Source organism: Skermanella rosea, from assembly GCF_016806835.2.
Classification (GTDB): domain Bacteria; phylum Pseudomonadota; class Alphaproteobacteria; order Azospirillales; family Azospirillaceae; genus Skermanella; species Skermanella rosea.
The window spans coordinates 445336-458754 of sequence record NZ_CP086113.1 but is presented as its reverse complement, the minus strand read 5'-3'; the positions used below and the strand labels follow the sequence as shown (position 1 = coordinate 458754).

At 71.0% G+C, this 13419-nt stretch carries 10 protein-coding genes and 1 pseudogene; 3 read left to right on the top strand and 8 right to left on the bottom strand.

Going from position 1 to position 13419, the window contains the following annotated elements:
- The first annotated feature begins 153 nt into the window (after window positions 1-153).
- From JL101_RS33370 to JL101_RS33360, 3 genes are read left to right on the top strand one after another with little or no spacing between them, the layout of a single operon-like run.
- Window positions 154-1038 (top strand): universal stress protein, encoded by an 885-nt coding sequence (locus tag JL101_RS33370; protein WP_203100814.1) that lies wholly within the window; start codon window positions 154-156, stop codon window positions 1036-1038.
- 52 nt (window positions 1039-1090) lie between these two features.
- Window positions 1091-2515, top strand: coding sequence for an ATP-binding protein (locus JL101_RS33365; RefSeq protein ID WP_203100812.1), 1425 nt, complete (start codon window positions 1091-1093; stop codon window positions 2513-2515).
- On the top strand, window positions 2512-3819 hold the full coding sequence (locus JL101_RS33360) for a sigma-54-dependent transcriptional regulator (RefSeq protein WP_203100810.1): 1308 nt from the start codon (window positions 2512-2514) through the stop codon (window positions 3817-3819). Before JL101_RS33365 ends, JL101_RS33360 begins: the two co-directional genes overlap by 4 nt.
- Before the next feature lie 94 nt (window positions 3820-3913).
- Here the strand turns inward: JL101_RS33360 and JL101_RS33355 are convergent.
- The 8 genes and pseudogenes from JL101_RS33355 to JL101_RS33320 form a co-directional block, all read right to left on the bottom strand.
- Window positions 3914-4110 (bottom strand): annotated as a pseudogene (locus tag JL101_RS33355) (antitoxin MazE family protein).
- Between the two features lie 114 nt (window positions 4111-4224).
- Complete coding sequence (locus JL101_RS33350) at window positions 4225-6282, bottom strand: methyl-accepting chemotaxis protein (protein ID WP_203100809.1); 2058 nt, start codon at window positions 6280-6282, stop codon at window positions 4225-4227.
- 157 nt (window positions 6283-6439) lie between these two features.
- Window positions 6440-7021, bottom strand: coding sequence for a hypothetical protein (locus tag JL101_RS33345; RefSeq protein ID WP_203100808.1), 582 nt, complete (start codon window positions 7019-7021; stop codon window positions 6440-6442).
- Between the two features lie 26 nt (window positions 7022-7047).
- On the bottom strand, window positions 7048-8889 hold the full coding sequence (locus tag JL101_RS33340; RefSeq protein WP_203100821.1) for a DUF294 nucleotidyltransferase-like domain-containing protein: 1842 nt from the start codon (window positions 8887-8889) through the stop codon (window positions 7048-7050).
- A 107-nt stretch (window positions 8890-8996) separates the two neighbouring features.
- A complete protein-coding gene (locus JL101_RS33335) occupies window positions 8997-10778 on the bottom strand; it encodes a sodium:solute symporter family protein (RefSeq protein WP_203100807.1) in 1782 nt (593 codons plus the stop codon).
- 24 nt (window positions 10779-10802) lie between these two features.
- Window positions 10803-11069 (bottom strand): DUF4212 domain-containing protein, encoded by a 267-nt coding sequence (locus JL101_RS33330; protein WP_202683184.1) that lies wholly within the window; start codon window positions 11067-11069, stop codon window positions 10803-10805.
- A gap of 171 nt (window positions 11070-11240) precedes the next feature.
- The gene (locus JL101_RS33325; RefSeq protein ID WP_407697467.1) at window positions 11241-12410 is read right to left on the bottom strand and encodes a patatin-like phospholipase family protein; all 1170 of its coding nucleotides are present in this window, start codon (window positions 12408-12410) and stop codon (window positions 11241-11243) included.
- Window positions 12411-12444: 34 nt separating this feature from the next.
- Window positions 12445-13281, bottom strand: coding sequence for a 3-hydroxybutyrate dehydrogenase (locus JL101_RS33320; RefSeq protein ID WP_203100805.1), 837 nt, complete (start codon window positions 13279-13281; stop codon window positions 12445-12447).
- Window positions 13282-13419: the final 138 nt, after the last annotated feature.

The window sequence follows — 13419 nt, the reverse complement described above, 5'->3', positions numbered from 1 at the left end:
AACAGACCGCCGCCCCGCCGTTCACAGGGCGAAACATCGGCACCGGCCCCACGGCCGGCGACGCCGGGAAACTCCCGGGAATCCTGTCTGGCACGCCTCTTGTAAGGCTCCGGTTCGAGAGGAAACCCCTGCCCTGCCCCACTGGAGGGAGCCATGACCCCGATCCCGTTCCGCAAGCCGTCCCATCTCGCGAGCCCCTCTTCCGCCGCGTCCGCCGCCGCCTCGACCAGGCGCGTGGTGGTCTGGCTCGGCGGCGGCGACGCCCAGCGGTCCGCGATCGAACTGGCCACGCGGATCTCGCTCGCCTCGGGCGCCCAGCTGACGGGCCTGTCGGCCTTCGACCCGGAGCCGGAAGCCCAGGCGATCCCGGCAGGCGGCACCTACTGGGCTCGCTGGCTGGCCGACCAGCGCCGGGCCCGGAGGCGCGAGGCGGCCTCGGCGGCGCTCCGCGACTTCGACGAGGTCACCCGCGGCCATCCGATCGAGATCACCAGCCGGCACGACGAGACCGGCTTCGACGGGCTCGCGGCGGTGGTGGCCGGCTGCGACCTGCTGGTGGTCCCGGCCGGCGCCGGGCTGTCCGGGACGGGGCAGCCGCCATCGGACGAACTCGCCGCGACCCTGGCGGCCCGGTCCGCGGTTCCCGTCCTGCGGGTGCGGCAGCATCCCCCGGCCGTGCGCAACGTCGTCCTCGTGGTATCCGGGACGGACGGCTGCGCCCGGCTGGCCCGGCGGTTCCTGCATGCCGGCCTCTGGACCGAGGCGCCGGTGACGCTGCTGCCCGTGGGCGGCGACCGGCAGCGGGTCCAGGCGGCCCTCGACGAACAGGTGGAACTGGTTCGGGCGCACGGGCGCAAGGCCACGGTCATGCCCGCGATCGATCCCGACGCCGGGGCGGACGTGCTCGACCGCGAGGTCCGGCGCTTCGATGCCGCCGCGATGTCCTGCCTGTCGCATCGGAGCGGATGGCTCGGCATGGTCCGGACCTGCCCGTTCGAGGTCGTTTCGGACCGCATGCCGGTGACGCTCTTGCCCTGAGCCCTCGGGAGGCCAACTACGGGGCAGGACGAGACTTCCCGAAGCGCCCCGGATGCCGAGCTTGATCGGACTGAAGACCCTGATTCCCCCGTCGCTGCAGCTGCCGGCCCTGGCGGCCGCGATGGTGTTCGTGGTCGCGGTCGGGTCGACCCAGGTCGCCCTCCAGGTCATGAATTCCCGCCAGACGGACCAGCTCAGGCAGATCGGCCAGGTCTATCTCGACGGGCTCGCGGCGAGCGTCCGGCCCTATGTGGAGGCCGGCGACGCCGTCGAGTTGGAGCGCCGCTTCGCGCAGGCGCTAGCCGAACAGCACGGCATTCCGGAACAGGCGCTGTTCGCCTTCGGTGGCGACGGCCGGCTGATCGCCCGCGCCGGCGATCCCCGGATCGGGCCGCCCGACGCGGCCGAGCTGATGCGCCTCGGGTTCCGCATCGACCCCGCCGGGGACATCGGCTGGGCCAGCCGCCCACTCGGCGATCCGGGGGCCGGCGCCGGACCTGGGATCGTGGCGGCGCTCGACCTGTCCGAGGTCATCGCGGCGCGCGAACGGCTGCTCTGGGCGGTGGTCCTGATGGACTTCGTCATCGCCTGCCTGTGCGGCACCCTCGCCTTCGCGATCCTGCAACGCCTGTCCCGCCCGCTGCGCACCCTGGTCGATCACCTCGGGTCCCAGCCGCTCGGCGAGCCGGAGCCCCTGCCGGTCGCGGCGGTCGGGACCGCGGGGCCGGAAACCCGGCGCCTGTTCGATGCCTACAACCGGCTGGCCGAGGGGGTCCGGGACCGCGAGCGCCTGATCCGGGCGCTCGCCGACCGGGAGCAGGCGGCGGCGCTCGGCCGGATGGCGGCGACCATGGCCCACGAGGTGCGCAACCCGCTGGGCGGGCTGGCCACGGCGGTATCGACGTTGCGCCGGTTCGGCGACGACCGGCAGGTGCGCGACGAGGCGCTGGGTCTGCTGGACCGCGGCATCGGGACGATCGACCGGATCGTGACCGGCACCCTCGACCTGTACCGGCCGCCGGAGGATCGGCGGCTGTGCCGCGAGGATCTCGAGGATCTGCGCCATCTGGTGGCGCCCGAGGCCGTCCGGCGCGGCGTGACCCTGGACTGGCGCGTCGAGGTGGCGGACAGCGTCGAGCTCGGCGCCGTCGAGGTGCGCCAGCTCCTCCTGAACCTGCTGCTGAACGCCTGTGCCGCGACGCCCGGCGGCGGCAAGGTCAGCCTCGCCGCCCGCACCGAGGGGACGGACCTGATCTGCGATATCGTCGACCAGGGTCCCGGCCTGGACCGCTCCGTCGCGTCGCGCCTGACCGGCGGCGGGGCGGACCGACCGGTAATGGAGGGAAGCGGCCGGCGCCTGGGCATCGACGTGGTGGTCGCCCTGCTGGGCTCGCTCGACGGCCGCGCGACGGTGATCGACGCGCCCGGCCGCGGGACCTCGATCCGGATCGCCATACCCCTGGGAGCCAAGGCATGAACGACACTCCCTCCGTCCTGGTGATCGAGGACGATCCGGTGCTCGGCCCGGCCCTGATGCAGCGGCTCCGTCTGGAGGGTTTCAGGCCGCGACTTGCCGCCACCGGGGCCGCCGCGGTCGAGGCCCTCGCGGGCGGCGCCCCGCCCCACGCCGTGGTCAGCGACATCCGCCTTCCCGACATGGACGGGGAGGCGCTCTACCGGCACCTGCTGGACATGGCCGGGGCGCTGCCCGTGTATTTCATCACGGCGCACGGCCAGGTCGACCAGGCCGTGCGGCTGATCAAGGCGGGAGCCCGCGACTATCTGACCAAGCCCGTCGACGTGGACTCGCTGGTTGCGGAGCTGCGCAAGGCCTGCGTGCCGGACGCGCCCGCGGATGCCGCCGCCCTGGGCGCCGCCCCGGCCATGCGGCAGGCCGAAGCGGTCCTGCGCAAGGCGGCCCGGGTGGAGATCCCGGTGCTGCTGACGGGCGAGACCGGCGTCGGCAAGGAGGTCGCGGCCCGGCTGCTCCACGCCGCCAGCCGAGCGGACCGGCCGTTCGCCGCCGTCAACTGCGCGGCCATCCCGCGCGACCTGGTGGAGAGCACGCTGTTCGGCCACGAACGCGGCGCCTTCACGGGGGCGGTGGCGTCCAGCCCCGGCCTGCTGGCGCGGGCCGGCACCGGGACGCTGTTCCTCGACGAGATCGCCGAGCTGCCGGTCGAGCATCAGTCGAAGCTGCTGCGGGTGATCCAGGAGCGCGTCTTCCTGCCGGTCGGCGGCCGGGAGGAACGGCGTTTCGAGGCGCGCTTGGTCTGCGCCACCCATGCCGACCTGGCCGCCTGCGTCGCCGCCGGGACGTTCCGGGAGGATCTCTATTTCCGGATCAACGTGGTCGAGGTACGCATCCCGCCGCTCCGGGAACGGCCCGAGGACGTGCCCCTGCTCGCCCGCCGCTTCCTGGACGACGCCGTGGCGCGCTTCGGCCTGGAAGCCCGCGCGCTGTCACCCGCGGGGCTGGCGGCCCTCGCCGACCATGACTGGCCGGGCAATGTGCGCGAGCTGCGCAACCGGATCGAACGGGCGGCGGTGCTGGCCGACGAGACGGTGATCGGACCGACGGATCTCTTCCCGGAGGCGGCGCTGGATGGGCCGTCATCCGCCGGGACCGGCACCCTGGACGAGGCGCTGACCGTCGCGACCCGGGCCAAGGTGGAGGAGGCGCTCCGGCGCGCCGAGGGCAACCGCGGCCAGGCGGCGAGGCTGCTCGGCGTCTCGCGCACGACCCTGTGGAAACGCATGCGCGAGCTGGGGATCGGCTGACGGGCGTGGGAATCGGCGCCGGCCGTGGGGACCGCCAAATGACCGCCGGGCAGGGCTTGTCCGCGTGGTCGGCGACGGTCCGGATTCCCCCGCTTCACTCTTCTTCGTCCCAGGACTGACCGAGACGGCGTCGATGAAGGCCTGTTCCTCGTCCTCGTACGGGCTCCGGCTGACGAGGAGCGACTGCCGGCGCGCCTCGGCGGCGAACCGCGGCGACCGGACATCCGGGATCCAGATCTCGACCGGCCGCGGTCCCGGGACCCGCAGCTTCGCGCGGTGGATGCGGACCATGTCCCTGGACGGTTTCGGGGTTGCTGTCACGGCGGCCTCACTGGTCACATGCAACCATAGCGCCGCCGTGGGGGAGCACGAACTGGAATTTCGCTTGCCCGGCCGTCCTCCCGCTCAGGCCGCCTGGATGCGTCCGAGGAAGCGGTCGATATGCTGGCCCAGCACGGCGGCCTCGCGGCGCAGTTCCTCGGCGGCGGCATGGACTTCGCCGGCGGCTCCGCCCGTGCGGTTGGCGTCCTCGGTCACGCCCAGGATGTTGGAGGAAACTTCCTGGGTGCCGCGGGCGGCCTCGTTGGTGTTGCGGGTGATCTCGCGCGTCGCCGAGGCCTGCTGTTCCACCGCAGAGGCGATCGCCGCCGAGGTCTGGTCGATCTCCTCCACCGTCGCCGCGATGCCGACGATCGCGTCCACGGTCTGCCGGGTCGAGGCCTGGATCGCCGAGATCTGGCCGGAGATCTCCTCCGTCGCCTTGGCGGTCTGGCCGGCCAGGTTCTTGACCTCGTGCGCGACGATCGTGAAGCCCTTCCCCGCCTCGCCGGCGCGCGCCGCCTCGATCGTGGCGTTCAGCGCCAGAAGGTTGGTCTGGTTGGCGATCTGCTGGATCAGCCCGACCACGGCGCCGATCCGCTGGGCCGCCTCGTCCAGGGCGCGCACCGTCTCGCCGGTCTGGCGGGCCTCCGACACGGCGTCGCGGGCGCGGCCGGCGGCGTGGGTGACCTGGCGCCCGATCTCGGAGATCGAGGCGGCCAGTTCCTCGGTCGCGGCGGCGACGGTCTGGACGTTGGCGGAGGTCTGCTCGGACGCGCCCGCGACCACGGTGGCCCGCGATTTCGACGAGTCCGCGACCTCCGTCAGGTTCTCCGACGCGGCGGTCATGCGCTCCGCCGAGACGTTGAAGCCCTGGAGGACGCGGGCGACGGCCGAGCCGAACTCCGCCAGCGCGGCCTCCATCTCCCGATGGCGGGCTTCCTTGCCGACCTGCTCCTCCTGCTGCTCGCGCTGCAGGCGGCGGGTCTCCTCGGCATTGCGCTTGAAGGTGCCCAGCGCACCCGCGAGGCGGCCGATCTCGTCGCCCCGCTCGGCATAGGGGATCGTGCCGGACAGGTCGCCCTCGGCGACGCGCAGCATCGCCCCGGTGATGCCGTCGATCGGCCGCAGGACCCGCCCCCGGATGACCGCCAGGGCGCCGGCCCCGATGGCGACGGCCAGCAGCAGCAGGCTGGCCTGCAGCGTCAGGTTCCCGGACGCGGCCGACGATTTCGCGTCGGCATGCAGGACGATGGCGTCCAGGGCCGCCTCGCAGACGGCGACCAGGCTGGTGGTCCCGGCGTCAACGGCCTTGCTGAACTCCGCCGCCCCGACCGGCGGAGCGTTCCCGGCCGCGACGGCCTGCTGGATCTGGTCGCTCAGCTTGACGGTGGTGCCGAAGTGGAGCGCCTGCGCGGCCTCGGCGGCGGCCACGACCGGCGCCGGCATGCCGGGACGCCCGGCGATCTCCCTGACCAGCTTCCAGCCGGCGTCCGCCTTGCCGCGAAGTTCCGCGATCCTGGCCCGGTTCTCGGCCGAGACGGCCTTGTCCTTGATGATGGCCGCGACCGGATACTTCTCCAGGCCGGCGGCATCGCGCGCCAGGTAGGCCGCGTCCTTGACGGCGACCTGGACGGCGGTGAAGGCGTCGACCTCGCCGAGCCGCGCCGTCAGGCGCCCGGAGATCAGTTCGAGCTGGTCGACCAGGGCGGTGATGACGGCATTCGCCTCCTTCGCGAACCCGTCCCGGCGCGCCGGGAACGGCTGGCGCAGGTTCCGGTCGATCTCCGGGCGCAGGGCCGCCAGCCGGCCGCTCCGTGCCTCGAGTTCCGACATCTCCGCCGCATCGGCGCAGTCGGTGCGTCCGCAGGCCGCCACCAGGGCTTCCAGCGCCGCGTCGGACTTGGCGCGGACGGTTTCCAGGCCGGTCAGCATGGTCGCCGCGGCGGCGTCCTGGGCTTCCAGCTGGAGGCGGGTGCTGCCGCGCTCGATCCGGACGCTCTGGAGCGCCGTGAAGACGTCGCGGCCGGCGCGCGCCAGATCGCCCGCGCGCTCCGCGGAACGGACGGCACCGAAGGCGCCGATCAGCGTCGAGCCGGTGATGCCGACCAGGATCAGGCAGAGCGCGGCGACGATCAGGTTCAACGACGCTCCGATGCCGGGGGAACGGAGATGTCTCGGCGCGGTCGGGAGGGATGGCATGGCAGTTCCTTGGTTGCGCTTTCCTTCGGGGCAGTGCCGATCGACGCGGCGGTCCGACCGGATGCGCGCTATTCTTGGCCAAGGTTTTTTGCAATATTCGTTAAATAACGGGCCTGATTTTCGGCGTATGACCTTCATCTTTACTGCTCGAACCGATGCCGGAAGTCCGGAGGGCGCAGGCCGTATCGATCAGGGCGGGCGGGGTGTCGGCGGCCCAGGCCAAGCCGTCCGGCAGGCCGTCCGACGTAAACGGGGCGTCCGCCGGGAACACCGCCTCGCGCCGCCCGGCGCAATCGACCAGATGGCGCGTGACCAGGGTATCGTCGGCGCGCCGCACGATCAGGACGTTGATGAGAACGAGGTCGGCGTGGGCGGGGTTGGTCCGCGCCGATCCCCTGTCGGCCAGCACCAGCGTGGTGACGACCGGCTTCACGTAGGACCAGGGTTCGAACGGCGACCGGGTGGCGAGACGCTCGACGACGGCCATCTCCTTCGGCAGCATCGCTTCCATGCGGCCGGCCCACTGGTAGCGCAGCGTGGCGGTGACCGCGACGACCGCGACGGCGGCGACGACCGGGCCGAGCCAGCGCGGCGGCGCGGCGCGCAGCGCCTTGAAGCAGATCAGCATGACGCCGAGCGCCGCCAAGGCCGCGCAGGCAGCGATCAGGACATCGAGAAGCATCGGCGGGGTTCCCGGTTCGTCCGCGGTCAGGCCATGCCGCCGCGGTAGGCGGCGAGGGCCGCCGATTGCATCAGCTTCACCACGGCGAAGGCGTCCTTGAGGTGCCCCCGCTCGAACGGCGACAGTTCCTGCGGCGACAGGTAGTTGTCGGGGGACTTGCCGGCCTTCAGGAGCCGGGCCTGGTGCCGGATCCTCACGAGGCCCAGGAACTCCAGCGCGTCCACCAGGTCGCGGGCGCCGTCCCGGCTGACCTTGCCGGTCTCGCCGGCGACCACCAGCCGGTCGTGGGTATTGACCACGGGCGAGCCGGCGTCCAGGGCGTAGACCCGGGCCAGATCGACGATCGGCGCCAGAACGGAGTGCTTGAGGTCCAGCGATCGGTGGTGTTCCCCGCCGGAGATCAGGACGAAGTTCCGGAAGAGTCCCAGCGGCGGCTGGTGAGTCAGCGCGTTGCGGACCATGTGGCCGAGGAAGATGCCGTTGCTTCCGGTCAGTTCCAGGACGTGGCGCTGAAGGTCGCGGAACAACGGCGGCGGGCCGGCGACCGGCCGCATGTCGAAGAAGATGCTGGCGTTCATCAGCGCCTCGGGCAGGGGCTCCCGCACCCAGTGCTCGAAGGCGCGGCGCCAAGCCGCCAGCGGCATCCGCCACCGCGGGTTCCGGGCCATGATGCCGCCGGGGCAGAGGGGATATCCTGCCTCGGCCAGCCCGTCGCAGACGAATTCCGCCAGGGCCTTGAAATAGTCCCCGTGGGCCGCCTCCTCGTAGTCGTCGGACAGGACCAGGGCGTTGTCCTGGTCCGAGCAGGCGGTCTGCTCGTTCCGCGCCTGGGACCCGAGGGCCATCCAGAGATAGGGCACCGGCGGAGGACCCAGCCGCTGTTCCGCCAGCCCGATCAGCCGTTCCGTCGCCGCGTCCGTGACGGCCGAGACGGCATGGCCGATGCCGTAGGCGCTGCTGCCCCCTTCCGCCAGGTCGTGGACCATGTCCGGCAGCGGCTTCACGGCCGCCGCGACGCCCGCGGCATCGTCCCGCCGGGCGATGTCGCCCGCCATGAACACGACCGACCGGACATGGGTCCGCAGGATGTCGGTGCTGGTGATCATCCCGGCCAGTTCCGCCCCGCGCATCACGGGCAGGTGGTTGATGCCGTGGCGGCCCATCAGGATCTCCGCCTGGAAGACCAGGGCGGTGTCGTCGATCCGGTAGGGATCCGGCGTCATCACGGATGTCACCGGGCCGGCCGGGTCCAGGCCCGCCGCCAGGACCCGGTTGCGCAGGTCGCGGTCGGTGACGATGCCCAGCAGCCGGCCGTCCTCGACCACCGGCAGGCAGGAGACCGCGGCCCGATGCATGTGCCGGGCGGCGTCGGCGATGCTGGTCCCGGGGGCGGTCACCTCCGGCGGGCGCCGGATCAGGTTCCTCACCTCCCGGCGGCCGGCGGGATCCATCCGCCCCCGGGCCGCGCGCAGCCGTTCGCCCGGCTGCGGGTCGAGCAGGCGGGCGAAATCGGGGTGGGCCGCCCGCAGCCGGAGGACCTGGTCGGCCGGGATCCGGTAGAGGAGGGTGTCCGCCAGGACGGCGACGCGAAGCACGGCCTCGCCGCCGGACGTCCCCAGGGCCGGCACCGGATCGCCTTCGCCCAGGCGGGCGACGGGTTCGCCCGTGACGGTCCGGACCTCCAGCGATCCGCTTCGTACCAGGGCGATGCCGCCGGCCGGATCGCCCGGCCAGGCCGGCGTCTCGCCCCTGTTCAGGCGGATCGGGACGACCTGGGCGGCGATGGCGTCCAGGTCGTCCCCGGGAAGTTTCGCGAAGGCCGGCTGGTCGGCGATGAACTCGCGGACCGCGGCAGGCTCGACCGGCATGTTCAAGGTCGCCTCCACCACGGTGGTTTGCCATACGATGGCGCGGAAGGGCAGGACGGCGGCCGCCCTGCCCTTCCGGCCGGTGGTCGATGCTCAGTGCTCGATGCTCAGTGGTCGATCGCGGCCTTGGCGCCCCGCGGCGACCGGATATAATCCACCAGTTCCTGGATCTCGCGCGGCGGCGCCGCCGTCACCTTGCTGATCGCGAACGCGACCGCGAAGTTCAGCAGCATGCCGACGAACCCGATGCCTTCCGGAGAAATCCCCAGCAGCCAGTTCGCCGGCGCGTTGACGCCGATCGGCTCGATGAAGATCCCCTTGAAGTAGACGATGTAGCCCATCGTGAAGATGAGGCCGGTCAGCATGCCGGCGATCGCCCCTTCCCGGTTCACCCGCTTCGCGAAGATGCCCATCATGATCGCGGGGAACAGCGAACTGGCCGCGAGACCGAAGGCGAAGGCGACCACCTCCGCCACGAAGCCGGGAGGATTGTAGCCCAGGTACCCGGCGATCAGGATCGCGCCGCCGGCGGCGATGCGGCCCGCCATCAGCTCGTTCTTCTCCGTCATGTTCTTGGCGAGGGTGCTTTTCAGCAGGTCGTGGGAGATCGAGGACGAGATCACCAGCAGCAGGCCGGCGGCGGTGGACAGGGCCGCCGCGATGCCGCCCGCCGCGACCAGGGCGATGACCCAGTTGGGCAGCCTGGCGATCTCGGGATTGGCGAGCACCATGATGTCGCGGTCGACGGTCAGCTCGTTGCCGGCCCAGCCGTACTGCCTTTCCAGGTCGTCGTTCATGCCCGCCGGGTTGTAGTACTGGATGCGGCCGTCGCCGTTCTTGTCCTCGAACTTCAGCAGGCCCGTCTGTTCCCAGCGCTGCATCCAGGCCGGCCGGTCCTGGTAGAGCAGGTTGCCGTCCGGGGCGCCCACGGCACCGACCTGGAGCGTGTCCATCAGGTTGTACCGGGCCATGGCGCCGACCGCCGGGGCGCAGAGATACAGCAGGGCGATGAAGAACAGCGCCCAGCCGGCCGAGGAGCGCGCGTCACGCACGCGCGGCACGGTGAAGAAGCGGACGATCACGTGCGGCAGCCCCGCGGTGCCGACCATCAGCGCCGCGGTGATGGCGAACAGGTCGATGACGCTCTTCTGGCCGTCGGTATAGGCCGCGAATCCCAACTCGGTGACGACGGCGTTCAGCCGTTCGAGCAGGTAGACGCCGTCGGCGCTGACCGCGGGGCTGTCAACCAGCGTGCCGCCGAGGCCGAGCGGCGGGAACGGGTTGCCGGTCAGCTGGAGGGAGATGAAGACCGCCGGCACGATATAGGCGGTGATCAGGACGATGTACTGGGCCACCTGGGTATAGGTGATGCCCTTCATGCCGCCCAGCACGGCGTAGACGAACACGATCCCCATGCCGACGATCAGCCCGACCTCGATGCTGACCTCTAGGAAGCGGGAGAACACGATGCCGACGCCGCGCATCTGCCCGGCGACGTAGACGAAGGAGATGAAGATCAGGCAGATCACCGCCACGACTCGCGCGGCGCTGCTGTAGTAGCGGTCGCCGATGAATTCCGGCACCGTGAACTTGCCGTATTTCCGCAGGTAGGGTGCCAGCAGCATCGCCAGCAGGACATAGCCGCCGGTCCACCCCATCAGGTAGACCGATCCGCCGTAGCCGAGGAACGCGATCAGCCCGGCCATGGAGATGAAGGAAGCCGCCGACATCCAGTCGGCGCCGGTCGCCATGCCGTTGGCGATGGGGTGGACGCCCTTGCCGGCGACATAGAAGTCGCCCGTCGTCGCCGCCCGTGACCATACGGCGATCCCGATATAGAGGGCGAAGGTCGCTCCGACGATCAGGTAAGTAAGTGTCTGGAGTTCCATTGTTTCAGCCTTCCCTGCGATCGCCTAGATCTCGTCGACGTTGAATTTCCGGTCCAGCCGGTTCATTCGCCAAGCGTAGAAGATGATCAGCAGCAGGAAGATGACGATGGAGCCCTGCTGGGCGAACCAGAAGCCCAAGGGAAAACCGCCGAGCATGATGCCGTTCAGGGCATCGGCGAAGATTATTCCCGCTCCGAACGACACGAGAAACCATACGATCAGACAGGCCATGACCGTCTGGATATTGGCGCGCCAGTAAAGCTGCGCCTGGGTGTCGAGATTGTCCCTCATATTCAACCCCTCTGTTGAGCTTCCCCGCGGGTCTTGATTCGGCTGCCGGCCCGGAGCCTTTGGCAGCGCGTTTTTTTGATATTGAGCCACAGAACTGTCGGTCTGACAATGGAGCTGCTGGCGATTTCGTATCGTCATACCACTTTCGAGAGGCGCCGCGGCGTCCGGCGGCTAGCCTTCCCCGACGACCCGGCCGGCCTTGGCATCGTGCAGGATGAAGCCCTCGATCGGGTCGGCGGGATGGGTCCAGGGGGCCTCGGCCAGGACGCGGGCGGTGTCGGCATAGCCTGCGGACCAGCGGGCTCGGATGCCTTGGGGGCTGAAGTCGATGTCCTTGGAATGGTCCTCGCCCGCCAGCGGCGGGGCCAGCAGGCGCACCACGTGCATCCGGGTGAGGCAGCCGTAGGCGGCCAGCTCGCGGAGGCGCGGATCGTCGCGCCGGTCGGCCGGCAGGGCCTCCGCCAGTTCGGCGATGACGTGGCGCAGGCGGTGGATCTGCTTCTGCCGGACGATGTGGCTGGCCGCCCGGCTGGCGTACTGAAGGTCCTTCTGGCGGCTCATGACCTTCCAGATGCTGTCCGGCTCCGGCCCGCTGGGGCTCCAGATATGGACCGCGAAGACGAGGCCGCTGCGCCGGGGATTGTCGTCGAACACCGCCTCGACGGGCGTGTTCGACAGGATGCCGCCGTCCCAGTAGAGCTCGCCGTCGATCCGGACCGCGGGGAAGGCCGGCGGCAGAGCCCCGGACGCCATCACGTGCCGGATCGTCAGCGGCGCGGTGCGGCTGTCGAAGTAATGCATCTCCGCGGTCCGGACATTGGCGGCGCCGACCGTCAGCCGCGGGTGGCCGGCGCCCAGGCAGTCCGGGTCGATCAGGTCGGCGAGCGTCCTCGCCAGCGGTTCGGTCGAGTAGTAGCCGGCGTTCTCCGGCCCGAGGACGGTCTTCATACCGAGGAAGGCCCAGGGGTTGGGCTGGAAGAAGCCGTCCACTCCCGCCGCCGCCGTCAGGGCGCTGAACGCCTCCGGGCCGCCGCCCCAGGAGGCCGCGGTCAGCTGCCGGAACGGGCCGTGCTGCACCCTCCGCCAGAATTCCTGGAGGCGCGCCAGCCGCTTGCCCGGCCGGTTGCCGGCGATCAGGCCGGCGTTGATGGCGCCGATCGAGGTGCCGATCACCCAGTCCGGCTCCAGCCCGGCCTCCTGCATCGCCTCGTAGACGCCGGCCTGGTAGGCGCCCAAGGCGCCGCCGCCCTGGAACACCAGCACGATCTGGCCCAGCGTCTCCCTGTCGATCTGCGGCTTCGCCGCAGCGCCCGTTCCGGGTTCAGCCCCGGTCCTGGTCATCAGCATGTCTGCTCTCCGCTGTCCGGTAGGAGGGTCAGTGCGCGGTCCAGCCGCCGTCCACCGGGATCGCGGCGCCGGTGATCGAGGCGGCGGCGTGGCTGGACAGGAACACGGCGATCGCGCCGATCTCGTCCACGGTGGCGAACCGCTTGTTCGGCTGCTGCGCCAGCAGCACGTCCCGGACCACCGCCTCGCGGGAGATGCCGTGGACCTTCGCCTGGTCATCGATCTGCTGCTCGACCAGCGGCGTCAGGACGTAGCCGGGGCAGATCGCGTTGCAGGTGATGGGCTCCTCCGCCACCTCGAGCGCCACCGTCTTCGTGAATCCCACGATGCCGTGCTTGGCCGCGACGTAGGCCGACTTGAACGGCGACGCGACGAGACCGTGGGCCGAGGAGACGTTGACGATCCGGCCGAAGGCGTTCCGCCGCATCACCGGCAGCGCCAACCTCACGGTATGGAAGGCGGAGCTGAGGTTGATCGCCAGGATCCGGTCCCAACGGTCGGGCGGGAACTCGGTCACCGGCGCCACGTGCTGGATGCCGGCATTGTTGACCAGGATGTCGATCCGTCCATGCCGGTACGCCGCCGTCTCGATCATCCGGCCGATCGCCTCCGGGTCGGACATGTCGGCGTCCGAATAGGCCGTCTCCACCCCGAACTCCTCCTCGATGGCGCTGCGCGCCTCGGCGATGTCCCGCGCCGGGCCGAAGCCGTTCAGCACGACTGTGGCGCCCCGGGCGGCGAAGGCCCGCGCGATGCCGAGCCCGATCCCGCTGGTCGAGCCGGTGACCAGCGCCACCCGGCCCGCGAACTCGTCGGTCGGGGCGGCGGCAGGGGCTGCGGGATCCTTCACTGTCAGCGTATCCATGGCGAGACCTCTCTGGTGGAACGGGTCCGATGATCCTGGCCGGACTGTCCCACCGGGAGCCTCCGCCGTGAAATGCCGGTTGGCTAAGCAGTCGATACACGCCGGCTATCGATTGCTTAGCCAACCGGCATTTCCCCC

Excerpts from the sequence above, each read along its gene's own strand:
- JL101_RS33365 (WP_203100812.1), top strand. The coding sequence starts at position 1,091 with ATGCCGAGCTTGATCGGACTGAAGACCCTGATTCCCCCGTCGCTGCAG.
- JL101_RS33320 (WP_203100805.1), bottom strand. The coding sequence starts at position 13,281 with ATGGATACGCTGACAGTGAAGGATCCCGCAGCCCCTGCCGCCGCCCCG.
- JL101_RS33345 (WP_203100808.1), bottom strand. The coding sequence starts at position 7,021 with ATGCTTCTCGATGTCCTGATCGCTGCCTGCGCGGCCTTGGCGGCGCTC.
- JL101_RS33330 (WP_202683184.1), bottom strand. The coding sequence starts at position 11,069 with ATGAGGGACAATCTCGACACCCAGGCGCAGCTTTACTGGCGCGCCAAT.
- JL101_RS33360 (WP_203100810.1), top strand. The coding sequence starts at position 2,512 with ATGAACGACACTCCCTCCGTCCTGGTGATCGAGGACGATCCGGTGCTC.
- JL101_RS33335 (WP_203100807.1), bottom strand. The coding sequence starts at position 10,778 with ATGGAACTCCAGACACTTACTTACCTGATCGTCGGAGCGACCTTCGCC.
- JL101_RS33370 (WP_203100814.1), top strand. The coding sequence starts at position 154 with ATGACCCCGATCCCGTTCCGCAAGCCGTCCCATCTCGCGAGCCCCTCT.
- JL101_RS33340 (WP_203100821.1), bottom strand. The coding sequence starts at position 8,889 with ATGCCGGTCGAGCCTGCCGCGGTCCGCGAGTTCATCGCCGACCAGCCG.
- JL101_RS33325 (WP_407697467.1), bottom strand. The coding sequence starts at position 12,410 with ATGACCAGGACCGGGGCTGAACCCGGAACGGGCGCTGCGGCGAAGCCG.